Annotated in this window: 24 protein-coding genes and 2 pseudogenes; 17 read left to right on the top strand and 9 right to left on the bottom strand. The window is 26.0% G+C overall.

Annotation, left to right across the window (positions count from 1 at the left end; genetic code table 11):
* The first annotated feature begins 429 nt into the window (after positions 1-429).
* From LRB30_RS04535 to LRB30_RS05885, 4 genes are all read left to right on the top strand, one after another.
* Positions 430-576, top strand: coding sequence for a hypothetical protein (locus tag LRB30_RS04535; RefSeq protein WP_231019827.1), 147 nt, complete (start codon positions 430-432; stop codon positions 574-576).
* Positions 557-721: a hypothetical protein gene (locus tag LRB30_RS04530; RefSeq protein WP_231019826.1), complete on the top strand. Its 165-nt coding sequence runs from the start codon at positions 557-559 to the stop codon at positions 719-721. The genes LRB30_RS04535 and LRB30_RS04530 overlap by 20 nt, the downstream gene beginning before the upstream one ends.
* Positions 722-876: 155 nt before the next feature.
* The gene (locus LRB30_RS04525; protein ID WP_231019824.1) at positions 877-1044 is read left to right on the top strand and encodes a hypothetical protein; all 168 of its coding nucleotides are present in this window, start codon (positions 877-879) and stop codon (positions 1042-1044) included.
* A 1211-nt stretch (positions 1045-2255) separates the two neighbouring features.
* Positions 2256-2378, top strand: a complete 123-nt coding sequence (locus LRB30_RS05885; RefSeq protein WP_273700317.1) for a hypothetical protein — start codon at positions 2256-2258, stop codon at positions 2376-2378.
* Positions 2379-3346: 968 nt separating this feature from the next.
* Here LRB30_RS05885 and LRB30_RS04520 read toward each other — a convergent pair.
* Positions 3347-3487 (bottom strand): hypothetical protein, encoded by a 141-nt coding sequence (locus LRB30_RS04520; RefSeq protein WP_231019821.1) that lies wholly within the window; start codon positions 3485-3487, stop codon positions 3347-3349.
* A 388-nt stretch (positions 3488-3875) separates the two neighbouring features.
* Here LRB30_RS04520 and LRB30_RS04515 point away from each other — a divergent pair, with 388 nt between their 5' ends.
* A complete protein-coding gene (locus LRB30_RS04515) occupies positions 3876-4088 on the top strand; it encodes a hypothetical protein (protein ID WP_231019819.1) in 213 nt (70 codons plus the stop codon).
* Between the two features lie 273 nt (positions 4089-4361).
* On the opposite strand, the gene bdr is transcribed toward LRB30_RS04515, so the two are convergent.
* Positions 4362-4598, bottom strand: a complete 237-nt coding sequence (bdr, locus tag LRB30_RS04510; RefSeq protein WP_231019818.1) for a Bdr family repetitive protein — start codon at positions 4596-4598, stop codon at positions 4362-4364.
* A gap of 954 nt (positions 4599-5552) precedes the next feature.
* Here bdr and LRB30_RS05880 point away from each other — a divergent pair.
* The 3 genes from LRB30_RS05880 (at position 5553) to LRB30_RS04500 (ending at position 8219) form a co-directional block, all read left to right on the top strand.
* Positions 5553-5678 carry a hypothetical protein gene (locus LRB30_RS05880; protein WP_273700316.1) on the top strand — a complete coding sequence of 42 codons (126 nt, stop codon included), beginning with the start codon at positions 5553-5555 and terminating at the stop codon, positions 5676-5678.
* 498 nt (positions 5679-6176) lie between these two features.
* Positions 6177-7166 (top strand): immunogenic protein P37, encoded by a 990-nt coding sequence (locus LRB30_RS04505; protein WP_231019815.1) that lies wholly within the window; start codon positions 6177-6179, stop codon positions 7164-7166.
* 210 nt (positions 7167-7376) lie between these two features.
* Positions 7377-8219 (top strand): hypothetical protein, encoded by an 843-nt coding sequence (locus LRB30_RS04500; protein ID WP_231019813.1) that lies wholly within the window; start codon positions 7377-7379, stop codon positions 8217-8219.
* Between the two features lie 270 nt (positions 8220-8489).
* Here LRB30_RS04500 and LRB30_RS04495 read toward each other — a convergent pair whose 3' ends face one another.
* Together LRB30_RS04495 and LRB30_RS04490 are read right to left on the bottom strand one after the other, a co-directional pair.
* On the bottom strand, positions 8490-8699 hold the full coding sequence (locus LRB30_RS04495) for a hypothetical protein (protein ID WP_231019811.1): 210 nt from the start codon (positions 8697-8699) through the stop codon (positions 8490-8492).
* A gap of 154 nt (positions 8700-8853) precedes the next feature.
* Positions 8854-9060, bottom strand: coding sequence for a hypothetical protein (locus LRB30_RS04490; protein WP_231019810.1), 207 nt, complete (start codon positions 9058-9060; stop codon positions 8854-8856).
* Positions 9061-9531: 471 nt separating this feature from the next.
* Between LRB30_RS04490 and LRB30_RS04485 the strand changes: the two genes are divergently transcribed.
* Positions 9532-9798 carry a hypothetical protein gene (locus LRB30_RS04485; protein WP_231019808.1) on the top strand — a complete coding sequence of 89 codons (267 nt, stop codon included), beginning with the start codon at positions 9532-9534 and terminating at the stop codon, positions 9796-9798.
* Between the two features lie 1758 nt (positions 9799-11556).
* The gene (locus LRB30_RS04480; protein ID WP_231019806.1) at positions 11557-11739 is read left to right on the top strand and encodes a hypothetical protein; all 183 of its coding nucleotides are present in this window, start codon (positions 11557-11559) and stop codon (positions 11737-11739) included.
* Between the two features lie 828 nt (positions 11740-12567).
* Here the strand turns inward: LRB30_RS04480 and LRB30_RS05875 are convergent.
* On the bottom strand, positions 12568-12699 hold the full coding sequence (locus LRB30_RS05875; RefSeq protein ID WP_273700315.1) for a hypothetical protein: 132 nt from the start codon (positions 12697-12699) through the stop codon (positions 12568-12570).
* A 330-nt stretch (positions 12700-13029) separates the two neighbouring features.
* Positions 13030-14079: a hypothetical protein gene (locus LRB30_RS04475; protein WP_231019804.1), complete on the bottom strand. Its 1050-nt coding sequence runs from the start codon at positions 14077-14079 to the stop codon at positions 13030-13032.
* A gap of 792 nt (positions 14080-14871) precedes the next feature.
* On the opposite strand from LRB30_RS04475, the pseudogene LRB30_RS05950 reads away from it, so the two are divergent.
* Positions 14872-15117 (top strand): annotated as a pseudogene (locus tag LRB30_RS05950) (Erp family outer-surface lipoprotein); the annotation flags it as partial.
* A 61-nt stretch (positions 15118-15178) separates the two neighbouring features.
* Here LRB30_RS05950 and LRB30_RS04465 read toward each other — a convergent pair.
* On the bottom strand, positions 15179-16360 hold the full coding sequence (locus tag LRB30_RS04465; RefSeq protein ID WP_231019802.1) for a hypothetical protein: 1182 nt from the start codon (positions 16358-16360) through the stop codon (positions 15179-15181).
* Between the two features lie 281 nt (positions 16361-16641).
* Here LRB30_RS04465 and LRB30_RS05870 point away from each other — a divergent pair.
* Together LRB30_RS05870 and LRB30_RS04455 are read left to right on the top strand one after the other, a co-directional pair.
* Positions 16642-16728 (top strand): annotated as a pseudogene (locus LRB30_RS05870) (Bdr family repetitive protein); the annotation flags it as partial.
* Between the two features lie 15 nt (positions 16729-16743).
* Positions 16744-16902: a hypothetical protein gene (locus LRB30_RS04455; RefSeq protein ID WP_231019800.1), complete on the top strand. Its 159-nt coding sequence runs from the start codon at positions 16744-16746 to the stop codon at positions 16900-16902.
* 1992 nt (positions 16903-18894) lie between these two features.
* Here LRB30_RS04455 and LRB30_RS04450 read toward each other — a convergent pair.
* On the bottom strand, positions 18895-19491 hold the full coding sequence (locus tag LRB30_RS04450; protein ID WP_231019798.1) for a chromosome replication/partitioning protein: 597 nt from the start codon (positions 19489-19491) through the stop codon (positions 18895-18897).
* A gap of 493 nt (positions 19492-19984) precedes the next feature.
* On the opposite strand from LRB30_RS04450, the gene LRB30_RS04445 reads away from it, so the two are divergent.
* Genes LRB30_RS04445 through LRB30_RS04435 form a run of 3 tightly spaced genes read left to right on the top strand, consistent with a single transcriptional unit; the run spans position 19985 to position 22162 of the window.
* Positions 19985-20890: a plasmid maintenance protein gene (locus LRB30_RS04445; protein WP_231019796.1), complete on the top strand. Its 906-nt coding sequence runs from the start codon at positions 19985-19987 to the stop codon at positions 20888-20890.
* Positions 20883-21422, top strand: coding sequence for a DUF226 domain-containing protein (locus LRB30_RS04440; RefSeq protein WP_231019794.1), 540 nt, complete (start codon positions 20883-20885; stop codon positions 21420-21422). The genes LRB30_RS04445 and LRB30_RS04440 overlap by 8 nt, the downstream gene beginning before the upstream one ends.
* Positions 21398-22162, top strand: a complete 765-nt coding sequence (locus LRB30_RS04435; RefSeq protein ID WP_231019792.1) for a ParA family protein — start codon at positions 21398-21400, stop codon at positions 22160-22162. The genes LRB30_RS04440 and LRB30_RS04435 overlap by 25 nt, the downstream gene beginning before the upstream one ends.
* A 309-nt stretch (positions 22163-22471) precedes the next feature.
* Here LRB30_RS04435 and LRB30_RS04430 read toward each other — a convergent pair whose 3' ends face one another.
* Positions 22472-22627: a hypothetical protein gene (locus LRB30_RS04430; RefSeq protein ID WP_231019790.1), complete on the bottom strand. Its 156-nt coding sequence runs from the start codon at positions 22625-22627 to the stop codon at positions 22472-22474.
* A gap of 468 nt (positions 22628-23095) precedes the next feature.
* Between LRB30_RS04430 and LRB30_RS04425 the strand changes: the two genes are divergently transcribed.
* A complete protein-coding gene (locus LRB30_RS04425) occupies positions 23096-24208 on the top strand; it encodes a hypothetical protein (RefSeq protein WP_231019788.1) in 1113 nt (370 codons plus the stop codon).
* Positions 24209-25078: the final 870 nt, after the last annotated feature.

The following is a 25078-nucleotide window of genomic DNA, read 5'->3' as shown; positions in this document are numbered from 1 at the left end:
AATTTTAACATTAAAAAAGAAAACTTTAACTTTTTTTTGCGTTTTCTACCTTATAATATTTTTTTATTACTATTTACAGTAGCTTTTTTAAATTTTTAAAACTTCTTTTTATCTGAAAGTAAATTTGGGATTTTTATAATACTTGCATATAATAGCGTTATATATATCTGAAATTGTAGGAGAGGCGTATGAGCAGTAAAATTTTCTATATTTTTAGTAACTTTAATTTTAATGGTTAACTGTAATTGGGGGGCTATTAGAGATAAAAGTATAGGAATTTCTGGGTTATTAATTAAGAAAAGGCAAGAATAAGACTAAAAATCAAGATAGGATAAAATTGGGTAAAAATAATTTTGTATCTAAAATCAACATTGCAACATCAAGCAAAAAACTTTAGCTCTACTATTACAAGTAGATTCTCATCAATACATGTCAGATAATTCCAGTACAAATAAGAAAAAAACTCTGCAAAATCCAAGTCTAGCAATTCATGATGACTCTCTTGATCATCAAATTAATGTAAAAATAGAAGAAAATAAATCACCTATTATCCATCATGGATCTAGAGCAAAATAAATTAAAAAATGATCTTACTAAACGTAAAACTTCCGTTATTCCTTCAGAAGAAAAAATTAAATCCAATTTAGAAAGGTTTGCAGAAAAAGATTATGAGAAAGCATCTCTTGCAAAAATTAAAAGTGCTGATCGGATTGTTAAGTAAGCTAATTCTGAAAATAATTTAAACAATGCACTTTTTGATATTAAAGAATATCATAAAATAATGTCAGATTTATTATTCTCTAAATTAAGCACATATCTCTTCTGAATAGAAGAATACAGCATAATAAAGCCATACTATGGGCAAAATTAAAAGAAATGCGTTCTTTTATAGATAATGCAAATAATACTTGGGAATCTGATAAAGATATACTAGAGAATGCCAAAGATAAACTAGTAAACTCCATTCATAAAAAAATAGTCAATGCGAAAATTCATACTGGTTGTTCGGCAGTACTTTTAACAAACGTAACATACAAGATTTAGCAAGTCGAGCCATAGAACTTACTACTGAATGCATATATAGAAAATGCTGTTAATTTTCTTCAATATGGAAATGAATGCAGAAAAGAAAAAGAAAAACATATTAACACTAAAGGTAAAAGCTTTAACCCATTTAAAGGAATGGTAATTACTTTTGCAAGATCTCTTGCGCCTTGAACTACCTTAACAACATCAGAAATAGCCTTTACCTTACAAAAACACCAATTTATGCTTATTTAATGTATTAAACCATCAACAAGCAATGTTGAAAACTATCTTTTGATATTCTTATTAAACTATTATCTAAGGCCCTTTCAAAAGCCATTAAAGTTTCTTTAAACTTGCACTACTTTAAAAACTCTTCTCTTGTTAATTCCAATTTCTTATTATCTAGGGCCTTATTTCATATTATTTACTTCTCTATTAAATATTTTGCCTCACCCGCAATAGAAAGAAACAGCTTTTTAAATTTCTTGAGCAGCTTTTTTAAAAATTGCAACAAAACAACATTATTAGCTATCTTCAACAGAGTTGATATACAAGGGATATTATAATAGGGGTATATAATAAAATTAAGGAATTTGACATAGATAAAGGCATTGCAAAAAATCCTAGTATATTATAACTATTGTTTTTAGTAGTACAACGAGACCTCAATCAAGATTATAAATTTAGATAAAATTAAACACTATATGCCTTGTATGAACAATAACATTTTTTAATGTAATGGGAAATAAGTAGACTCGTTTTTTAGAAATTTTAAAAAAATTTTGACCTTCCCATTTAGTTTCAAATTATAGATATCATCTAAAATTAACTTTTAAATATTAATCAAAACATTTTCACAAACAGTAGTTTTGTGAAACATTCATTTTTTTAGTTATTTGAGAAATACATTTTACAAAATCGACATGTCTAATATAGCTATATGTAAACAAATAACCAGTCTATATTATCTAAGTAATTCAATATTTAAACTGTAAGAAATGGTGAAATTGAATTTGGTATATTAACAAATGGTATAGAATATAGATTCTATACTGATTTAGACGAAAACAATTTGTTAGATAAAGAATCTTTTTCAACAATTTACTAAAGATAGTAAATTATTTATCTAGTTACAGTAATCGAGTTACTGTTGATACATTCGAAAGGCTTAAGATGCAACTATTGGAAAAGTTAAAAAGGCTGTAAGTAGCGTTCACTGATTTAATATGAAGAAGGATGGTAAAATTTCGGCGACAGCTATTGTTTTTAGGGGATTGACCAAGAGTGGAAAGCTTGCTGATACTGTTAATGATGGAGCAAAGAGTACTAAGAGTAATATAGACGGGTGATACAGTTACAAGTGTTAAGCGGGAAGTTAGCAAGTGGTTAAGTTAAAGAGATGATGAAAGCAATTTTACTTATTTAGATAAGTATTACTGGAAACCTTATTTTTGATCTATAAGTTATTACCTTATCTCTACTGAAAGAGCCCCCCCCATTGATATCATCAAATAAGTATATTCCAAATAAGAAAAAATCTATTTATCAAAAAATCATTGTGAGTTTTACCTTTATTTAAATTACCCTAAAAAATATAAATATAAAAACCCACTATAACTTTAAAAATAATTTAATCTCCTATCAATTGAGTATCGGTTTTAAAAATTAGAAAATCTTCTCTAGCTTACTCCAATGAAGTTTCAACATGTATTAAAAATTTGAATAAAAATATATTATCATTCATTCTTGCATACAAAATTAAATGTATAGCAAAAAATATATCCGATTTTTTAGATTACTAAACAAATTAAAGCGGTTTACTCTTTAAGTTAAGTTCAAATTAACTCTAAATGAAATCAAATATAAACACTTTACTTCACATAATATTTTACTGATTAACAAGCCTTGCATACTAAATTTATACAAAAAAAATTAGTTATATAAAACCTTTAAATATTTACAACCATTCAAAAAATAATCTAAATTATTATATAAACAGCAACAACAAACTTACATTTATTATTTCAAATTTAATTAAAAATTTTTTCCTTGAAAAGGAATCTTGCAAAGATTCACATAATTTAAAACTTATAATCAGACACATCATCCTTTAACATCTTACTAAGAAGTTTAGTATAATCTTCTTCTAGATTTCTGTTCTTTAAATCAATAAGAGCTTGCCCACGTTTTTAGAAGGCCATGAACTAAAACCCATTCCGATATGTATCTAAAGCTACCATAGGTATCAATAGTATTATAAAAGCTTGAATACTTGTTATAAATAGAATATAGCCTAAATTAATATTCTAAAGCTGTGCTAAAAAACATTAAGTTTATCTTTATCATCTTCAGTTAACTTACCTTTGGTTTCTTGCTTGTCTAGACTACCACTTACACCACTAGCAGTAGCAGGATCATCAGAAGCAAACATCAACGTCAGAGCTACTGGTATGCTCATCATCCCCTTGAGCTGTAGCTTTACCTGTGACACCGATAATAATTCGATTGATACTAACTGATGCTAGAGGTGTTGATAGTGGTATCTTTTTTGAAAAAGAAAAGTGAACCATCACATCATCAAGAATACTTTCAAAGGATTGAATAGGTTAAATATTTCTAGTACTTTTATTGACAGTATTCTAATTTCTGAAAATTTCTTTAATTCATTAGTTTCAATAGCGTTTAATAAAATTACTATAAACACACACCTTCTATATCTAATAAACCTCTAGCTACTTGGCCCTTAAAAACAAGAATCCAATAATAATTATTCCCCCAATATGTAGTAATATTAATTACTACATCACTATTTATTTAGGAATAATAAAATATTTACTATTTTTGAATTGATAAGAATAACTCCTGCTCCAATAGACGAAAATCTAATCAAACTAGAAGCTAAAATTATTGTAGAAATTGTTAGATTACAAAAAAGTGTAAGCAATACAATTGTAAATAATTATAACTATAACTTTAATGGGGAAGTTCTTGATGCTGATAAACTTGTTAGGATGCTAAAATCAAAGGAACATTTAATGGGATTCAGGATGGCCAAATAAACAAAATAATAATAAATTATAATAACTATAAGCATAATAATGTTATATATAAATTAGCAAATTCTATCTATTTTTTTCTTAAGCGAATATAAGTAAAAAATTCTTTGTAATTTCTATTTAAAAAATTTGGCAATTAACAGCATAACAATATTTGTTATGCCTAGATATAGCAATGAGAACTACTATTATAGTAATAATAATTATTATTCTGTTGCTCACTTTGAGTTTTCACAATAAAAATTGACTATTAATTTGCACTTCTTTTTTAAGAGATTATACCAAATTAAATATATCTTTTTGTAAATTCTTTTCTATAAAAGAAATCTCAGAAACAAGGTTCTCAAACCTTATACCGAATTGTTTTCCTAAATTTTCCAAATCTCTATATGTAAACTCATTGTGATAATATCTTTTTGAAAAATCTTGAGCTATTGTTCCATTCCTAGTCATAGAAACTCTATGTAATATTTGATCTTCAGTAATACTTGTCGTTGCCCAAACTAATTCCATAATTCACTCACCTGCTATATATATATTAACATAAATCAAAATCAAATATCGGAACATTTCTTTCAAAATCTCATAAAGCAAATGTAATGCCCAAAAACTAAATATATTTTCATATTTATCCATCTTTATGAGAAAAACTTATATCACTTTATTAGGACCACTACCCACCTTACATTCAGTCTTTCAAAAAATAGACATAATATTGAGATAACAGCAATTTTAATTTTCAAGGTGAACGAATTAGCAAGATTGGCTTCATTCATTCATTCATTCATTCACCGTAATGATGGTTAGCATTGATTAACAGATAACAATAAGTTTTTGATCAACATTGTTGATCTTGATGATCACATATGTAACAAACATTCATTTATAGATTTAGAGTACACAAGCTGCAAAGAAAAAAAGACCTAAAAACACTTGCTGCCTATGTTTTTACAGATACGATATTCAGAAGAAAAGTTGATGATGATTTTCAAATTCCATTGTAGAAAAACTCTCTTTTGACAGTAAGATTTTAAACAATTTTAACAAACAAGCTTTGCTTAAAATGTTTGTCAATAAAAATATTTGAATTTTTAAACAAAAATATACTAAGCAACGGGTTTACATGTATAAAATGTTTTTTTGTAGTCTTTAAAATAAGCGAAGCCGGTAACCCAGTATGAGACATTGTGAACTACTATTTATAAAATCAAAAATTATAAATATAGATTCTTATTCATCCTGTAATAGCCTTTTACACCCTTTTTCAAATTTTAGAATTTACTGCATTAACTATAAACACCTTTGAAAAAGGTTTTTGGCTTTTCCGACAGTCTTTTTATTTTATTTTAACCACTATTTCTATAATTTTTGACTTAAAACTATGATTAGCCAAAAATAATAAAATATTTATTGGGTATTGCAATTAATCGAATATTTCGAATATAATTAAAACAATTATTGATAAAAATGCACGATGACTTTGAGAATCCAAAAATAAAAGCAGAAGGAGCTTTAGAAGAAGCTATAAAAGATATACCCTATTCAGGATACATCTTTACTATTCATAGATGGCTGATGCTCAAGATGCGATGAGAATAAAGGTAGCTTAGAAACTGCTAAGAATAAACAAGAAGAACTTAATGACAATATGAAACAAGCAAATAAAAAGTTTGATAAGTTAAGAGAAACATGTAAAGCTTTAAATAATACAAAATCCTAAATAGCATAATTTTTAAAGATCAAAGCTTCCTTTATAAAAGTTTCATAAGAAATGAAGTATTTGTCTTTATAATAGTCTAGCTTTGTTGTAAATATGCAAATAACCCTATTATTTCAGGAATAAATATCCATAAAATATTCCAATATCTGGTAAAGAGTATAAATAACTCTTAAAATACTATTAAAAATCAAAATAAATTTATTTATTTACAAATTCATATCCTTTCCAATTGAAATATAAATAATAGGCAACAATTTATATCTAAGTTCTTCTTCTATGCTATAAGCTTAATATCCGGGGTCCATAATCTTGATTACTAATATAAATGTAATATAATGATATAATATTTTATTTCAGATAGAGGTAATATAATGAATTTAATGATTAAAGTATTATTAATATCCAGTTTATTTTGCAGTTTTATCTCTTGTAAGTTATATGAAAAGCTTACAGATAAATCGCAACAAACTTTAGCTAATAATAATCCTTTTATCAATGATAAAGATATAGCTGATAGTAAAAATATAAATTCTACTTCTGAACTAAATAATAGTTCTCTAGATTCTATAAAAAACAACAATAGAGGTGGTCGCACACCTAGAGGTTTAGATGATGCGGAAGAAAATGGGAGAAAAGAAGGTAATCAAAACAGGAATGATCAAGAACAAAATAATGAAAGTAACGCAAAAGAAAACGTAAGAATTAATAATTTAGGGACACCACAGGTAAATAATAATTTAAGCACAAATTATTCCACTGTTAGTGAAGTAGACAACAATAAGCCTGATAATCATAGACAACTTCAACAAATTAATAGTGAATCCAGGGAAGCTAAGGAAGCTAGGAACATTATTCACAAAGCTTCAACTTCTTTAAAAGAAGCTGAAAAAATAGCTGCGGGTTTAGAAAAAATAAAATCAATCCTTGATAATATGAAAACTGTGACTAATAGCGCTAACTCTTATTTTAATACTACTAGAAGAAATAGATCTGATACTAATAAATCTAAACAAGCTTTATTACTACCTATCTTGCACCAAACTATTGATAAGGTCAATAGTAGTCATGCTTCTGCTAACTCTTATTGCAATGATGCTATTGCTGCTTCAAAAAATGCTAAGGATGGTTTTGAGCATGCAAAAAAAAAGGCATCTGAGGCTTTAGAAGAAGCTATAAAAAACAGATCTTCTTTAAGTTATTATAATTATCTTTACTATTCCTGGATAATCGATGCTAATAAAGCAATGGAGAGTGCTAACAGTCTACTAAAGGATGCTAGAAAATATCAAGAAAATCTTAATGCCAAAATGACTCAAGCAATTAAAGACTTTGAAGAGTTAAATAGTATATATAAAAATTGAAAAGCGTGGAATCTAGACAAGTAAAAGTAAAATAATAAAGAAGCCAGACTCCATAAAGCAGTCTGGCTTCTTTATTTATAATATTCTCTTTTCTAAAGAACTCTTTATTTTCTCTTTCTATGGCTTTGCTTAATCATTAATTGTTTTATAAATTATAAATGCAATATATTTCTTAATAAAGAACATCAGATTCTAAGGAGAAGTAATAAGGTGAATTTAATTGCTAAATTATTTATTTTAACTGCTTTAATTTACAGTATTATCGCTTGTAAATTATATGAGAAGCTTACCGGCAAATCACAGCAAGTTATATATAAGCTAAAAAGCAATAGTGAGTCTTTTAATAATGTAGAAAGTAGCGGTGATAACAGTAGAAATGATAGTAAGTATAGAAGCTTGGATAATGCTTACATTAACCAAGGCACAGACAAAAAGCACTTAGTTGCAGACATGTGGCCTAACACTCAAAATGATACCCAACAAGTTAATAATGACTCTGGTGAAGCTAGAGAAGCTAGGGAAATGATAAGGGCAATTGAATCTTATACAAAAGAGTACAATAGAGTAAGTGAAGAATTAGAAACTATAAAACAAATACTTGATGAGATAAAAAGCTTAGTTACTACAGCTAGATCTTATCTAGAGGAAGCTAGAACTACAAGATCTAATAAAACTAACAAAACCTTATTGCCTAGCCTGCGCCTAGCTATTGATAAGGTTAAGAGTAGTCACACGTCTCTTAACGTTTGTCATAAAGATGCAATTGGAGCTTTAGCAATATCTAAAGATGATTCTGAAAATGCAAAAATAAAGGCAAAATATGCTTTAGAAGCAGCCTCAAATAATAGTAATACTGCAAGATATGAGCACTACTACTATGCTCTCTACTACCAATTTATGGCTGATGCTAAAGATGCAATGAGAAGGGCCAAAAGTAGCTTAGAGACTGCAAAGAATAAGCAAAAATGTCTTAAGAACAATATGGATCAGGCAAATAAAGAGTTTGATAAGTTAAGAGAAACATATAGAGCTTTAAATAATACAGAATCTTAGTTAGCGTAATTTTAAAGACAAAAGTTCTATGCTATAATAAGCTTAACACCTAACTCATAATCTTGATTACTACATAAATGTGGTACAATGATATTGTATTCCAATATTACTCTATTTTTACATAAATATTTCTTTTTTTCATAAAGGGCTTTTGGTTTATAAATTATATGCTTATTATATTTTAGCTTCTTTCTTATCTGAATAACTATATTTAAAGTAGATAGCCGGCCAAATTTTCTAAATCATTCAAAGAATGTTCTGCATTATATTTTACATCCTTAGCAAAAGCATCACCTTGCCACTTGTTCCACCAACTAGCAAGCTCACCAATTCAACCTTAATTTTTACTCCCATTATCATGCCTTTTTCAATTGCCCAAATTAATTTTTCTACAGATTCTTTTAAAAGAGAATTTGCATTATCCCAGATATTATTTGCAATTTGAAAATTGCTTCGGATTTCACTTAACTTATGATTCAAATTCTTAATTTTTTTCTCTATGAATGAAAAAGATTTAATTATAACTCTATTTTTTCTCTATTTTCTTTAGATTTAATATCCTCTATAAACGAATCCTTTTGATTATAAAATTTTTATTGCATATCCCCAAACAATTATAAAGATTATAATATTTTTATTTAAGCTTAACAATTTCTTTACCTATGTTGAAATCGCTAATAAGACTTTGTATAATTTTAGCTTCTTCAAAAGCTTCCTTTTCATAAGGTGCATTTATAAAACTTTTCAAATCTTCCAACTTATCAGGCAAAATCCTTTCAATAGTCAATAGGCTATTTTCGATTTTCAATCGGTAAAAATTTTGCACCACTAGTAGTGGCATTATTTAAAGAATCTCTTAAATTTTGGGCCGGTTTTTCTGGCTTTGAGTTTATTTCAGCAACATTAATATTATTTTTATTTATTAAATCTATCTCTCCTTTTGCTTGAGAAATTACGACTTCATAATTTGAGACTACAGGTTAATTTACTTATCGTAAGTAATTAATTAAATACACTCTTGGACGTTCTAAACTAGTAATATCTATATCTGCAGTAAATGCAGATATATTGTTTTTAGATACAAAATTACTTTCATCTAATTCTATCCTGTCTTGATTTTTAGTCTTATCCTTATCTTTCTTTAATAGCTAAGAATTTTATGTAATTTTATTTTTAATAGCCTCCCAAATCACAGCCAACCATTAAAATTGAAACTACTAAAATATAGAAACTTTTATTATCCATACACCCTCCTAAAATTTCAGATACATAATATATATTATTTAGCATACTGGATTCAACAATAGGAATATTGCTAATAAGCATATATAAGGCTAGAAAAAAGTATTTTAAAGAAATTAAACTAGACCCAAAATTATCTAGAGAAGCAGTAAATAAAATAAGATTTGATATTAAATCAAAATTAAGTCCGGTTAAGGAAGTGTTTGATTGTAGCAAAAAAATATTTACACAAAAAGGTGATAGTGTTTCTAATATTAATATAGGAAAAAAATTATTTGATGAACTTAATTTTATTTCACATTGCTTAAAGGAGGAAAAACTACAATTAAATCTGTAGGGGTAATATCTATAGAAACAGGTAAAACAAAATATTTTGTAAGACAAAAAATTGCTTTACTAGTAGATTCAAATTTGGTTTATCTGAAAAATAGAAGATACATTTTAAATGCGGCTCCTATTTCAAGCTTAACTAAGTTAATTAATAAAAGCCGTGATGAAAAGTTAAATATATTGTTTGCTAAATATAATTTTAGCACCTTGTTGTCTAATATCACATAGCTTGTAACTTATATTTTTAAAACAAAGAATACGAAAGATTTATTGTCTTTTTAAAGATATTTTAGGGTCTCTTAAAGCAGACATCTGCTAAGGCAACAAGCCTTAGTAGATATCTTAGTTATGACAAATTATATTTTCTATCTTTAATTAAAGCTTTTTTCTCTACTATTTGATTTTCAATAATATCCATGCGGCCTCTTTATGCGTGAATAATAGCTTTGCCTAAAAAGACTTTCAAAACTATACCATGTACTAGGTATTTGGGCCACAAATGCGAGAAATAACAAAAACATCCAGACACACACGCTTAATATAGCTTTCTCAAACTTATTCCTTTATATTCATCTTTTGAATAAATACACTAAACAGATAAGAAAAGATAATAGATGAAATGGTAATAATGAAAACAGCTATTACTATATAAAAGTAAAACTTACTATTACTAATTTCTTCTCTTGCCTGATAAACAAGTAATCCGTTATATGAAAAGCAAATACTTTATTAGAAAAAAGAATAAAATATTTTTTAACAAAAAAAAAGATTAAATGACCATAACCAAAAATAAAATTAACATGAACAGTACATTAGAGCAGCACTAATAATATTTAAATCAGAAATCAAAAATATATTGCATATTCAAAAGATTTTCCCCTCCGTTCAATTCAAAATCAAGATCTTAAAAACACTTGATACTAACTATTACTAACCATAAAGACAAGATTATAAACAAAATCTAAGAAATGAAAAATTCTTTCCAAAAAGATTTCAAAAAAACATAGAAATTATAAAAATAATCAACAAAGAAATTTCAATTTTAGAAGTCAAAAATATCTTAGCTAAAGAAAAATTTATAATCTTAGATTTGCTAAAAACATAGTAAATATTTCAACAAACTAAAATAGGATAAATTATATAAATAGAAAAATATTGATACAAATTTACAAATTTCTTTCAATATTCTAAAGAGTTATTTTGTAAGAAATACAAATCATAAACTAAAAAACACAGTTTGTTTTAAAAACACACATTGCCGGTAAAAAGCCAAAAAAATTAAAATACATAGACTTACAATAGATTTAGAGAATTAAACTTAAGTCTCTTAAAAATTGTATTAAAAATCCAGTTCTATTACCAATCAATTTTGAATCTAATACCCTCTCCTCAACTGATAAATTATAAATTCTTTCAATTTGGAAAAGTAAAGCAATCAAGCAAGACGTTGAAATTTCTTCTTTTAGATTCTGTTAATTATGTTACATCAAAAAGTAGCTCCAGTGATACGTTTTAACTAAAGTTATCTGAGAAAAAGGAAATTCTAAAGTAACGCAAAAGCAATATTAAAAAAACGCCCATTAATTATTCTCAAGCCTCAATCCTAGATACTATAACAACTGCTTCAATTAAAGAAAAAGTAAGCAAAAACACTTCTTCAAAAATGTTTTCAATTATTCTTAGTAAGAGAATAAAGTATTACTTATTGATTTTGGGGATCAAAAATGTAATTACAAGTCATTTTATAATTCAAGATAATCTTAAAATGGAATTAATTAATACTTATAATTTTTATTCTTTAATGAAAAAAATTTTTAAATATATCGTTATTAATGTGTCAAAAAATTTAGATTTTATTTTGAGTTATTTAGAGCTTGCTAAATTTATAGAAGAAGGAAATCGATTTAAAGAATTCATGCTTAATAATGCCTTATATAATTATTTTTAAGACTACGTTTGTATAATAATTGATACTTCTCCAAATCCTTATGTAGAAATTGAAGATATTCCAAATTAGATAAAAAAGCTAAAGCATAGCCTCATAAGCAATAATACTAAATTTATTTATATTTTTTGAATCCAAAACTAAAATAGAAAAAGTTGATTCGATTGAAATCATGCTGGTATATAAAAAGTTAAGCAACTTAACTTTTTATAAGAAGAAAAGATTGTTAAAATGACAAAAAATAAAAAATAATAATAATAAATGATAGGATACCTGAGGTAAAAAACTTTTTTAGTACTGAATAACAAGACAAAAAATGAATATGAACTTATAAATGTATCAAATAGTAAAACTTCTTTCTAAAAGAAATAGCTTAAATATTGCTTACTTTGCTACCGTTGTCCAACAATATATCCAATTTATGCTTTAAGCACATATTTTTGCACTCTTGAATTAAATTCTACGCCCATTGCATTAAATTTAAATTTTTTTAAAATTAAAATAAAACAATAAAAGTTATATGTGGAATTAATTTTTATACTGCAAGAGAAAGGTTACATAATAGCATTCATGGTCTGCTTTATAGTTTCCTTGTACTGCTTAATTGCATTCTCCAGAGCACTGTCATTATAACTAGGCACAGCACTCTTTAACATATTGCTAAGCTTAGCATGCTCTTCTTCTAGATTATTTTTTCTAGTTTAGTAAAAGCTTGGTTACGTGCTTTAGAAGGCCCCTCACTAAAACACACAATGCGATATTAATCACAACTGCAATAAGTAGCAATGGTATTATAAGAGCTCACATATTTCTGTAAATTGTAAATAGAATCTAGACTAGATTGATATGTTGTAGATATGCTAAAAAACCCATAAGCTTATTTTTATTTTCTTCAGTTAATTTATCTTTATTTTCTTGATTATATCTACTAGTAGCATCACTAGTGGGGCAATCAGCAATCATAGCAGAGGTACTCTTGTTTTCTCTAGATTTGTCTGTAGCATTACTTGCATTTTTATCTTAATCAAAAATATCTAGGCCTGAATTATTAGTTTTGCTAATAGTATCGAACAAATATTAGCTTTCTTTACTTTCGCCAGCATTTCCAAAAAACTTGCAGAACACAAAAAATATTGTTACTAGCAGTAAAATGCACATATTATTCCTTATAATTATTAATATCCTCTTTTCTTTAGTTATTCATTATCCAAATATTATTTTTAATAATATAGCAAATATAGAAGGAAAGAGTTTATAAAGAATGAGAAGAATAGCTAAAAACTTAAAAGGTATTTAAGGTTTAACCCTTTTATAAACATCGCGTAGCTTATCAATAGCTTTAATCATCTTTTTTACTTCTTCGCCTGTTTTATTATTAGCAAACTTCTTTGCATTATCAAACCCATCTTCAGATCCACTATAAGCCATACTAGCAATAGGCCCTACAATAACATCAACAGCATTATCTCCTTTATCTCCATTAGCATACTCCTTGGCAGCAGCATTAAATTCGTTAATAGCCTGCCTAAATTCGTTACAAGATAAGCTAGATGTTACAACAGCAAAAGCATCAGCATAGAATAGGCAAGCTGTTTCAATAGTCTTTTTAATAACAGGAAGAACATCTGCAACTGTTTTTAAGCTATCTACGTTTTCTTTTTTTTCTTCATTTTTAGCCTCTTGCACTGCTTTATAATCTTTTACTATCTTTATTTTGTGCTCAGTCTCACTGGCCTTGCTTATAGCTTTCCTATACTCCTTTATTGCATTATCTAAAGTATTGTTGTCCCTATAACTAAACACAGAACTCTTTAGCATATTGCTAAGCTTATCATACTCTTCTTCTAGTTTATTATTTTTTAGCATAGCAAGGGCTTTTCTACGTTCTACAGAAGGCCCTTCGCTAAAACATCCAATGCGATATTCATCACAACTGCCATAAGTAGCAATAGTATTATAAGATCTTGTATATTTGTTGTAAATGGAATCTAGAATAGATTGATATGTTGCAGTTGTCCTAAAAAAATCCATAAGCTTCTTATTGTCATCTTCGGTTAACTTATCTTTATTTTCTTGATTATCTCTACTAATAGCATCACTAGCAGCAGGGGAAGGGGCATCAGCAATCATGGTAAGGATACTCTTGTTTTCTCTAGATCCGCCTGTAACATCACTTGCATTTTCCTCTTGATAAGAAGTATCTAAACCCAAATTACTAGTTTTGCTAGCAGCATCAAGCAAAGATTCACCTTCTTTACTTGTGCCAGCATTTCCAAAAAACTTGCAGGACACAAAAAATATTGTTACTAGCAGTAAAATGCACATATTATTCCTTATAATCATTAATACCCTCTTTTATTTATTCATATAAATATTACTAAATATTACTTTTATTATATATAAAATATAGATGAAAATGCTTATAAAGAATGAAAAGAATAGCTAAAAACTTAAAAAGCATTTAAAACTTAACTCTTTTATAAACTCTAAGTTTAAATCTAAACCCTAAATTCATATAAAGAAAACATAATGGATAAGATAAGAAATAACAATTTAAGAATAGATAAAGCTAAAAATAGACATCTAGAACAAGACTTTACATTTGTTACGATGAAGAATGATTTGTAAAAAGAAATTAATAATGCCAGAGAATAGAATAGAGCTCTACTATTAGAATTACAAGAGTGTGAAGATAAGATTGCAGAACTAGATAATAAGTTAACAAATTTCCTTGCTACAAAGGATATAGACAAAACTAAAACACAAGGTATTAATGTTTTGTTGAAGAACTTTTCTATCATAGATAAAGAAAATTATATTGAATATTATATAAAACATAGCTTTTGGTTATAATATTATATGCAAATATTATAAAAATACCGAATTTACTTTCAATAGGCAAGCGAAGAAGCAAAAAAGATGATTAACGCTATTGATAATTTATGTGCTAAGAAGCAAATAATAAATTATGAAGTAACTTACTTGTAAGTTACTTCATAATTTTAAGGAGTGTAATAATGAAAAAAATATTATTAATATTCTTGTAAATTTACTACTATATTCTTGTTACTTAGATTAGCAAAATAATAATGAGATATAAGATAGAAAAATAAAAAATAGAAAGGTTCTGAAACAGGGTTAAATGCCAAAGGACACAGAGCAGAATTTTTTGATGTAGAAGAATCAGAAGTTAATAATTTTTTATAAGCAATTACTAAGGGTAAATCATTTAATGTTGTTAACTACTATGACTATCAAGAGAAAATAGTAAATACTCCTATAAGCAAAAAAATAGAAACTATTGATAATGCTACCTACATTACATTTGTAGGAAAAAGTAGTTCATATGCAATTTCATTAGATGGGCTAAAAAGAATTTAAAATAAATAAATAAAAAGCGCCTTCAGAGGGGCGCTTTTCTTATGCCTTTGTTGTATTTCTCTTATTTTATCTGATGCACATCTTTTTCTAACTTTCCAAGTATGCTATCAAGGCTATCCTTACTGCCGTCATTAATATAAATTAATGTTTTTTGTATTAGCTTAATAATAAGAGATGCTTGACCTACCTTATCTTTTGTGATCCCGTCAATAGTAACATCAGAGAGAATGCCACCAAGGTGACCTTTAGCTTTGCCACATAAAGTCTTTAGAATGCCTTTGATTTTCTTTAAGTTTTTAAACTTAGTATCAAATTCCTCTTCAGATTGAAAGCCCAATTTCTTACGCTCATCAATCTTCTCTTTTGCTTCTATAAGACTACTGAGTTTTGTAATCTCATAAATAACATCTTTAAGAGATTTGTTTAGTTCTTCTTTATAATCTTTTTTATCTATAGCATCTTTATCCTTACTTTCCTTATCAGGAACACCTTTTTTAAGATCTTCCAACTTTTCAATAATATGATAAGTCTTATCCTGAGCCATATTAGCTAGTTCAGTTAAGTCTGAAGTAACTTGCATGAATTTTTGAAGTCTTGCTTTCTTTTCTTTTCTCTTTCTTTTCTCTTCCTCATATTTTAGAGTTTGTGCTTTAATCTGATCAAGCTCTTGCTGTTTCTGTTGTTGCTTCTCTTCTAGAATAGCTTTTCTTTTTTTTTCTTCTTCAATCTTTTCCTTTATAGATTCAATAGTTTCTTTAATAAAAGCATCTTTTTTTAAGTCTGCAACTGCAGCATGTGCTTTATTGCCATCTTTATGTACTTTTTGTTCTTCTTGGTTATGCGTTTGTGCTTTAGCAGCAACATTTTCACCCTTATTTATCTGTGGTTGATTAGATAAATCTTTTTCTAATTGTTTTTGTAAAGCTTCCAAAGAAGCAATTTTATCATCAATTTTTGAAATATCCGTTAAAGCGTCGTGTCCAATTTTGGATAATCTTTCCCTAAGTTCATTTTTTAAAGCAATCTCTTGCTGACTTTCAAATTGGTTTTGTAATAAACTATCTTTATCTAAATCATCTAGAGCAACAAGACCGATTTTGTCTTGAATTCTATTATTTTGACTGCTAGAAGCAAGTTTTTCTAGATTAGAAGACTTATTGTCTAAATCTTTAAATAATTTGCAGCTGAGGCAGAATGATAAGAGAACTATGCTGGTTAAAATAAATTTGTTACATTTCTTCATAAGTATCTCCTGTAAAACAAAGTCTTAAAAATAACATAAGTAACCTTTAAGATATTATTTTAAGTTTTAATTTATATTTAGTAAAAAATATAGTACAGAAATAGAAAGAAAAATTTTTAAAATTATTATATACTTCTTTTATATTACTAGCTAAAATGTGTGTTACCATTAATAGTAGATATAAGAATGTTAATGCAGATAACAAAAGTAATTAAATTGCAATAAAGAATGGTTATATAAGTAATATTGCATATGAATCTAAGCCCTAATATGAGTATGTAAAAAAGATATTTTTTGATAAAGATTTTCCAGAAGATGTAGTTGATTGCGTGCTACTTTGTGATTCAAATCATATATATAAAAATCTAGATACTAAAATGAGTATGCTCGAAAAACAAATGATTGAAGCTAGATATGAGTTTAAGATCGGAATAGGCAAACTAGATGAAAGAATAGAAAAAGTAAAAAGTAAGTTTAAGAATGATATTGTAAAGTTAGATGAAAAGGTAGATAAATTAAATAAAGAGCTTATAGTAAATTGATCGTTTAAGGAAATAAAGAATGAGAATAACACGCATATTAAAAACTTAATATATCTATTTTACTTGATATTAGGAATATTTATTCCATCAGTAATAGGATTGTTTTTATACTTACTACAAAAACAGAAATTATTAGGCATTCTTATATAATCTTTATATAATAAATATATTTTTTCTATAAAGCAAACTTTTATCTTTGCAATTTACTACTAAGATTCTACTTTTTTCAAGGTTTCATATGTTTCTTCAAAAAAAGAAACTCTGCATTTGCCTGTTTTATATTGTTCTTAAGATATTATTGTTTATTCTTAGCCGCCTTAAACAAACCCCTAGCTCCACTTATTGCTTCTTGAGCTTCTTTTATCCAGAAATAGTAAAGTTGATTGTATCCTAAATAAGGACTAGCATTTAAGAGCTCTTCTAAAGCCTTTTCTGCTTTGCTTTGTAAATTTTCAAACCCGTCTTAGCATTTTTTGAAACATTAATTGCATCTGAATAATTAAAATTAGTAAAAGCATGACTAATATTAACTTTATTAAGAGCTTGATGTAATTTACGCAATAGTTCTGAGCTAGAATTATTAGTTTCAGATTTAGATCTAGCAGTATTTAAATAAGAACTAGCATTGTCAACTGTATTTTTTATATTATTAAAGATTGATTTTATTGTTTCTAAAATTAAAATTATTTTCTAAGCTTCTTCTAGATAAATTACAACTTCATTTGTAATTTCCTTAGCTTCCCTAAAGTTATTATTAACATGTTGAAGTTAGTCATTATCGTGTTTGTTGCTAGCTATTTTATTAACATCCAGATAATTTGTGTTTACAATACCATATGCTTGTATTCTTGAATTATTATTTTTTTTACCTTCTTTTACTTATTTTTTATTTTCTTTTTTGTTACTTCTATTTTCATTATTTTGTTTTTGATTATTTACTTCCCCATCACTAATAATTTTAGCTTTACGACCACTTATTTTGTTGTCTTCTATAAGAGATTTATTGGCATTAGCTAAAGCCTGTTGTGATTTATCTATAAGCTTTTAATATAGCTTGCAAAAGTTAATGCTGCAAGATAAATTAAATATTAACAACACTTTAATCATTAAATTCACTATGTTACCTTTATATTTCCAAATTTAGAAAATATACAAATATGATTTAATATGGATGTAAATCTAGTCCAAAAGGATGTTTAAACAGTTTTTTTTAAATTTTTCAATAGATTCTTCACCCGAAGATTAAATTTATATTTCAGACCATTTAAATTATGATATTTGGCTTATCTTCATTTATGATTTTCATCCTCCTTTTTCTTTTTTCAAGTTATACTAAAGTTCATTTAATTCATTTTAAAGCTTTTTTTATCTTTTGGGTTATTTAATTATATCTTTTTTACAAGAGAAGTATTTTCAAAGATCACTTATCTATTTTAGATTTTAATTATTCTATTTTCTTCTTTAATCCTTTTTTAATCCTAAACCTTCAACAAAATTTTGGGTTATTCGTTTTATTTCATTTTTTTATCCAGAAATACCTTAACTTGTTTTTGTTATAAATTCTTTAACTCTTTACTAATTTCAAGTATTAAAGACAAGAAAAATAATCATCCTAAATATTTAATAAAAAATGAAAATAAACTCAAGAAATGCCCAAAAAACTATCAAAAAAACAAAAAGGAAATATTAATAGAATGTGACTAAATTAAAAATTGTCAAGCTATATAAAAATTTCAAATCAAATATTTTTTTGCTTTTTAGCCAATTATAAAAACATATCAATAGAAAATTGATCAATTTAATATATGTAAAAATAATTTAAAGGCTAAAAAATCTTTTAATATTAAACTCCCTCAAGATTTAGACCTTAAAATGAAAAAAACCCTCTTTCGGGTATCTTTTCGACATTAAACTAGGCAAAATAAAATTAAGCCCATTAGAAGTAATAGATTACCATTAATCAAGCATTAAAGTCAATAAAAATTTGAAAAGTTATTTATTCTTTTTCTTTTTAGAATTATCATATTTGGTTATAATCTCTGATAAAATATCTTTTTTATTCTTAAAAATCTCCTCTAAAATGAAATAGACTCTTTTAATATCTTTTTTACAAAAATCATATAATTCATAATCTTTTATCAAAATTCGAATTGGGACATTTTTTTTGTTGTTTTTATTCACATCTTCTTGATTTATTTCTGACAACCCTTGTTTTTGTATAGCATTATACACGCTATTAAAGCCCACCTCCTTAATTTTATCAATAGAAACAATACCTTCCAAAACTTTTTCATAAACCTTTAAATATGTATAAGCCTGGGTTTTTGCAATTATAAAAGATTTTATAAATTGTTCAAAACTTTTAAAACCATCGTATTTATAAAGTTCTTTTTGCTTAATTTCATATAAAATTTTCATTCTTTGAATTTTATTATCAATATCATCTTTTAAATTAAGCCTTAATTGATCTTTTAAGCCATTATAAATCATTAAATTTTCATCTTGATTATTACTTAAATTTTGACTTTTATCAATAAAATCTTCAAACCTGTCATTTAAAATCATTTGTTTTTTATTTTTTTTTACCATTTAGTACTCCTGGTTTTAAACCATACATTCCTATGTATTTAAATATTAATTCACATCTAAAAAATAAATCTGGACTAATCATATAGGATAAAAAAGACATTAAACAAATCTAATGCCACTAATCTACAAATAAACATTGACACAAATTTTATTTTGTGTCAATGTTTCTAATTTTTTGATAAAAAAGCATTATTAATAAATAAAATCGTTCGGCTCCGAACGACACAAAAAGCCATTTCTATAACCCTTAATTCAAAAAAATCACTCAATAAAATATATTTTTAATTATTTTAATAATTAAAATATTTCTTATCAGTTAGTATATAAAATAAGGATAATTTTTTTAAAAAAGCCAAGCTTCTCTTTAGCTTATATAAGGATCTTGGATTTAATTTTCACTAGGGATTGAAATTTATTAATTTATAGTTTATAGTTAAGAATTATAAACTGTAAATATAATAATTAAATGCACATTAAACTAGGAGATAAAAAAATGAAAGCCATTATATCTAATTACAACTACCAAATCAATGCTATTAAATCTAATAAACTACTTCCAAAAGACTATAAACTTAAAAAAATAATTTCAGTTATTATTTACTTAAATAAAGAGTTTGAAAAAAAATATAACGTATCAATACATAGAATTCATTTTAACCATGAAAAACTAAAAGGACTTAGGGTGCATCATCAAGTAGATATACTTCGCGTACTAAACTCAAACATAGATAAAGAAAATAAAAAAGAAACTACAATTAATACTCTAAGAACAGATCTAAGATTTTTAATTAAACTAAAAGCACTAGAAAAAAGAATAATAACATTTTCAAATAACTTTGGAGAATTTAAAGGAAAGCTCTGTATATATAAAGTATCGCCCATTGCACATAAATTGATTGATGCACATTTCAATAGCACTAAAGAATACTTAATTAAGAAAGTAAAGGAAGAAAAAAAGTCTTTTAAACCTCAAAATATCACTGAAAATATCACTGTATATAATAAATCATATATAAATTTATATAATAAGAATTCTATAGAAAATTCTTTCTTTAAAAAAATTAAATCAATAACTTCTAACACAAAAGAACCAATTAAAACACTGAAAAATAGCCTACTAAACTATAAAGATTTTAAAAATCATCTCAAATATGATTATGAAACAAAGGACATTAAGGAATTCTTCCTATGCAAATTAAACCTTTATAAAAACAAAATCCATTTTATGAGAAAAACCGCTCCGTATAAAACCGATTTTTATATTCTTGCAGGAGAATTTAAAGATACTTATACTACTAAATGGAAATCAAATAAAATAATTAGCTTTTCTGGTCATGCTGGCATAATAGCTAATAGTATTTTAGAAAACATTCTAAAAAAGGAATTGAAATTTGAATAGTTTATTTGAAAAACTCAAAAACAAAAAAAATAGTATAGAAAAAACAACTTTATTTAATAAAATTGAAGAAGTTGATACTAGAAAAATATACTATACAAAAGTATTTAAGCACCTGGTAGATTTTAGAATAACAAATAGAGGAGAAAGACTAAGACTTACTTTTCAAAAATTTAATAATACCGAAGATTTTCTTTTTTTTAATCTTTTTCCTTTAAAAGAAAATGACAAGTTTCTAGAAATAAGATACGGTTATGACAGACTAGATAAACCCTTTTTTCTTAAAAAAGAAAATAATAAAACATATGCAATAAAAAAGCTTTATTATATAGAGTTTGCTTTTAAAAATGGTTCTATTAAATCATATGTTCAATCTTTAAGAACGCTTCTAAGAAAAAACAAAGAAAATACTGAATATTATCAATTCAATTTATCGCACCTAAAAAAAATGGAAAAAAAAGTGTATGAATTTTATAATAAAAAATTAAAATATGAAGGGGTTATAAATAAATGGATCAAAAAAAACCAATTATAATTACACTGGCAAGTTTAAAAGGAGGAGTTGGAAAAAGCTCACTTACTATACTTTTTTCTTATGTCTTAAAAAAATTGGACAAAAAAGTACTATTAATTGATTTAGATCCACAAAATTCCTTAACTTCTTATTTTAACAAATATATTTTTAATATCAAAAAATATAATGTTTATGAATTTTTAAGAGGAAATACTTATTTTGATAAATGTGAAAATAAAGTTAATGAATATATTTCTATAATCCCTTCTCACCCTATTTTAGAAAAATTTAACACCGATGATATAGATTATAAAGAAATTATTTTGGAATTTAGGTTAAATAAAAGCATCAAAAATTTTGATTTTGATTATATTATAATAGATACCCCTCCTAGTAGAAATTTCCTTTTAAAGAATGCTTTAAATGTTACAGACCATATTATAATTCCAGTTCAAGTAGAAAGATGGTCAATAGAAAGTTTTTCCATTTTAACAGAAACTGTTAAAAATATTCAAAATATTAAAAATAAAAAATACAATATTTCTATTATAGAAAATCAATTTATTAAAAATAGGAATACCCTAAAAGAGGTGGAGAATGTTTTGTATGAAAAATATGGTAAATATATAAGAGGAAAAATTCATTTTTCAAATAGTATAAAAGTTTTTATAAATGATCTTTTAGAGCCTTCTTTGAAAGAAATTTATTACAGGGAGGCCGAAAATGCTTTAAAAGACATATTACGAATTATGATTTTTTAAATCAAGAATTATAAAATTTACTTGATATTTTTACACTTATGGTTAGCATGTTAACAATAAGGTGTAAATTGGCATATTATAGGCAAATCTATTAAAATTATCCTAAGATTATAACCCTTTGCATAGTATCAGCAATTTTTTTAAACCGGTTGCTATATTTTTCTGCACTGTTCAGACAACTTTTCTAAGATTTTATCATCAGTATTAAAGATCGTACTTTTCAAATCCTTATGCATAGCATAACCATTTAAAGCAAATTTTTTCTCTTAGCTACTCTTTCCCATAACAATAGCAGTAGCAATCTTATCATTAGCCTTCTTTCTTTATAGCATTATCATTAAATCCATTAGATACAGCATAATCAGTCCCGATGTCAACACTAATCGGATCCTTGTATTGGTCTTGCTTTACCAATCCCATCACTAACAGCAACAGTAGCAGCAATCTTATCATCATCAGCACCATCTTGGTCACCCTGTGTACCGAAAACAACTTCCCATCATTTCTGTTCTCATTGGCATCATAATGGCATCATTGTTGGCGTTGGCCTTAGCAGTAGTGGCTTCAGGGTACCATTTAACACCAGCCTTTTGGGCAACTCCAATAATCGTATCCCATGAGCAATTACATTGACACCATCCTTTGCAGTATTGTTATCATTATTACCAGCATTCTTGGCTTTCCCAATTTTATTACCATCACCAGTAGTATCGACAGCATAAGAATAAGAAATTAATTTTTATTAATTAAAAAATTTAAAAAACAATCCAAATTTAAAATAATAACTTAAACAGTGGTCTGAATTACAGAAGCAAAAATATCAAAGTTCAAGATTACTTATTTATTTATTATAAAATAAAAAAAATATATCTAAAAACAAGATTTATGATGTATTATGTTATATATTTGATGTGCAAAAAGAAGGAAAGACATATGATTAATAAAATTTTTTATACTTTGATGGTATCAATTTTAATAATTGGCTGTGGTTGGGAAACTATCAAAGACAAACGCATAGAAATTGTTGATTTATTCAAGAACAAGAAGAGTGAAAGCAAATATAAAACCAATAAAAATCAAGACAGTATACTTTTAAATGGGAATGATGCAGCTTTTGCAATAAAATTGGAAAAAGAAAAAGATTTAAAGGAGAATAAAGATGATACTACTACTAAAAATAATCAAGATAGCATGTTCTTAGATGAAAATAATATTTACTCTAAAATAAAAGTAGAAAAAGAAGAAGTTTTAAAGGATAAAGTTAAAGTTTCTTATACATCAAATGGAATAGCGCAAAACTTTGAAAAAGTTTTAAATCATAAAAATCATAAAAGTAAGTCTGATAGTGAATCAAGCTTTTCATTACTTGAAAGTCAAGAAAGAAATAATAAAAAGATTGTACATAGAGAGTTAAAAAAATTACAAAGCTTATTACATACAAATTACGAAAACAAAGCATTTAAGGAAGCAAGTTCTGCAAAAGATAAAATTGATAGTTCCAATATAGGTAAAGGAATTGTTGATGTTGAAAACACATATAGTAGATTATACTATTTACTCTGGGATATGCAGACTAGATTTTATAGCAAAAAAAAATCATTTTTAGATGGTGTTAAAGCTGAAAAAAATAGGGAGAAGGCGGGCATAATATTTAGATCTATTTCATCTATAAATGAAAAAATTAGGAATGCAAATCATATATTGGATGAAATTAAAGATAAATTGCAAAATGCTATTAATAATTGGAACAATGCAAACGCACTTTTAAAAGAATCTATAGAAGAATTAGCATTAGCAATTGAAAAAAGATATACCAATGACGATAGTAAAAAGGATTCTCAAGTTTGGGGATTTGCTAATTATAGAGACATAAATCAAGCTGATGATTTTGCCAAAAGAGCAAGGGATAAGGCAGAAAATTCTATAACCAATTTAGAAAATGCATCTAATGCTATTGCAGAGAGTCTTTCAACTTTAAAAGGAGCTGAAAAATTGCTACAGAATATTGAACAAAAATTTTACCATATTGGTTTGTATTATAGATAATGGATTTAGATAAGCTATGCATACATATATATTAACATAAAATAACTTTTAAGCTTATTAAAAATCTTAAAAGTTATTTTATTTGATTTTATTTCTTATTTTTTAAGATATCGCTTTCTATCTCTTAATTTAGGTTTTTACCCACTTTTAGACAATATTTCTTATAATCAGAAACACTTTATATTATTGTCAAATAATGGCGTTATTTTGCAATCTATGACAAAAGATAGTAGAGCAAGAAAATAAAAGGCTTGTAATAATATTCACTTAAAATATCCCTATTATCTCCATGTATAATAGCAATACATTTCTATTTAGCTTAAAACTCTCTATTTGCAAAGATTTTAACAAAACTTAAACTAAGTCTAATTTTTATTCATAATATATAATTAGCTCAATTTGAATATAAAACTAATAATATAAAATAATGATGCAAATTTAAATTTAATTTTATCTACTATCATCCCCTTGATTATTCTTTTTAATTGCTTCACCTTGATCTTTATCAAATTCTTTCCTTTTATATATTTTCAGTCTATCTTTAAATTAATACTATTGTTACCCAATAAACTAACATTATTACCATATAAATTTTGACTAAAATACTATTAAAAAGATCTAGCCACAAAGCTTTTAACAATCTCCACATTTAAATTAATCAATTTAATCACTCTCTGTTATACTTGATGAATCATTAAAATAAAGTCTTATCACAATTTTTCTTTACCCCTTTTCCCAATCTTTATAATTTATACCCCGCAAAACAATAGCAGCAGTAATTTTATTGTTAGCTTTCTAAACTCCAGCAGCAATACTTTTTCATAATTTTGCAGTTTCCTGAACACTCAATATCAAATACAACTCAATACT

The sequence above is a fragment of the Borreliella americana genome (genome assembly GCF_021043605.1).
GTDB classification, from domain to species: domain Bacteria; phylum Spirochaetota; class Spirochaetia; order Borreliales; family Borreliaceae; genus Borreliella; species Borreliella americana.
This window is presented reverse-complemented; position numbering and strand designations above follow the sequence as displayed.

What these genes read in the sequence shown, in the direction of transcription:
- LRB30_RS04535 (WP_231019827.1), top strand. Translation starts at nt 430, where the DNA reads ATGTCAGATAATTCCAGTACAAATAAGAAAAAAACTCTGCAAAATCCA.
- LRB30_RS04530 (WP_231019826.1), top strand. Translation starts at nt 557, where the DNA reads ATGGATCTAGAGCAAAATAAATTAAAAAATGATCTTACTAAACGTAAA.
- LRB30_RS04525 (WP_231019824.1), top strand. Translation starts at nt 877, where the DNA reads ATGCGTTCTTTTATAGATAATGCAAATAATACTTGGGAATCTGATAAA.
- LRB30_RS05885 (WP_273700317.1), top strand. Translation starts at nt 2,256, where the DNA reads ATGAAGAAGGATGGTAAAATTTCGGCGACAGCTATTGTTTTTAGGGGA.
- LRB30_RS04520 (WP_231019821.1), bottom strand. Translation starts at nt 3,487, where the DNA reads ATGAGCATACCAGTAGCTCTGACGTTGATGTTTGCTTCTGATGATCCT.
- bdr (WP_231019818.1), bottom strand. Translation starts at nt 4,598, where the DNA reads ATGGAATTAGTTTGGGCAACGACAAGTATTACTGAAGATCAAATATTA.
- LRB30_RS05880 (WP_273700316.1), top strand. Translation starts at nt 5,553, where the DNA reads ATGCACGATGACTTTGAGAATCCAAAAATAAAAGCAGAAGGAGCTTTA.
- LRB30_RS04505 (WP_231019815.1), top strand. Translation starts at nt 6,177, where the DNA reads ATGAATTTAATGATTAAAGTATTATTAATATCCAGTTTATTTTGCAGT.
- LRB30_RS04490 (WP_231019810.1), bottom strand. Translation starts at nt 9,060, where the DNA reads ATGCCACTACTAGTGGTGCAAAATTTTTACCGATTGAAAATCGAAAAT.
- LRB30_RS04480 (WP_231019806.1), top strand. Translation starts at nt 11,557, where the DNA reads ATGGAATTAATTAATACTTATAATTTTTATTCTTTAATGAAAAAAATT.
- LRB30_RS05875 (WP_273700315.1), bottom strand. Translation starts at nt 12,699, where the DNA reads ATGATTGCTGATTGCCCCACTAGTGATGCTACTAGTAGATATAATCAA.
- LRB30_RS04475 (WP_231019804.1), bottom strand. Translation starts at nt 14,079, where the DNA reads ATGATTATAAGGAATAATATGTGCATTTTACTGCTAGTAACAATATTT.
- LRB30_RS04465 (WP_231019802.1), bottom strand. Translation starts at nt 16,360, where the DNA reads ATGAAGAAATGTAACAAATTTATTTTAACCAGCATAGTTCTCTTATCA.
- LRB30_RS04455 (WP_231019800.1), top strand. Translation starts at nt 16,744, where the DNA reads ATGCTCGAAAAACAAATGATTGAAGCTAGATATGAGTTTAAGATCGGA.
- LRB30_RS04450 (WP_231019798.1), bottom strand. Translation starts at nt 19,491, where the DNA reads ATGGTAAAAAAAAATAAAAAACAAATGATTTTAAATGACAGGTTTGAA.
- LRB30_RS04445 (WP_231019796.1), top strand. Translation starts at nt 19,985, where the DNA reads ATGAAAGCCATTATATCTAATTACAACTACCAAATCAATGCTATTAAA.
- LRB30_RS04435 (WP_231019792.1), top strand. Translation starts at nt 21,398, where the DNA reads ATGGATCAAAAAAAACCAATTATAATTACACTGGCAAGTTTAAAAGGA.
- LRB30_RS04430 (WP_231019790.1), bottom strand. Translation starts at nt 22,627, where the DNA reads ATGGTGCTGATGATGATAAGATTGCTGCTACTGTTGCTGTTAGTGATG.
- LRB30_RS04425 (WP_231019788.1), top strand. Translation starts at nt 23,096, where the DNA reads ATGATTAATAAAATTTTTTATACTTTGATGGTATCAATTTTAATAATT.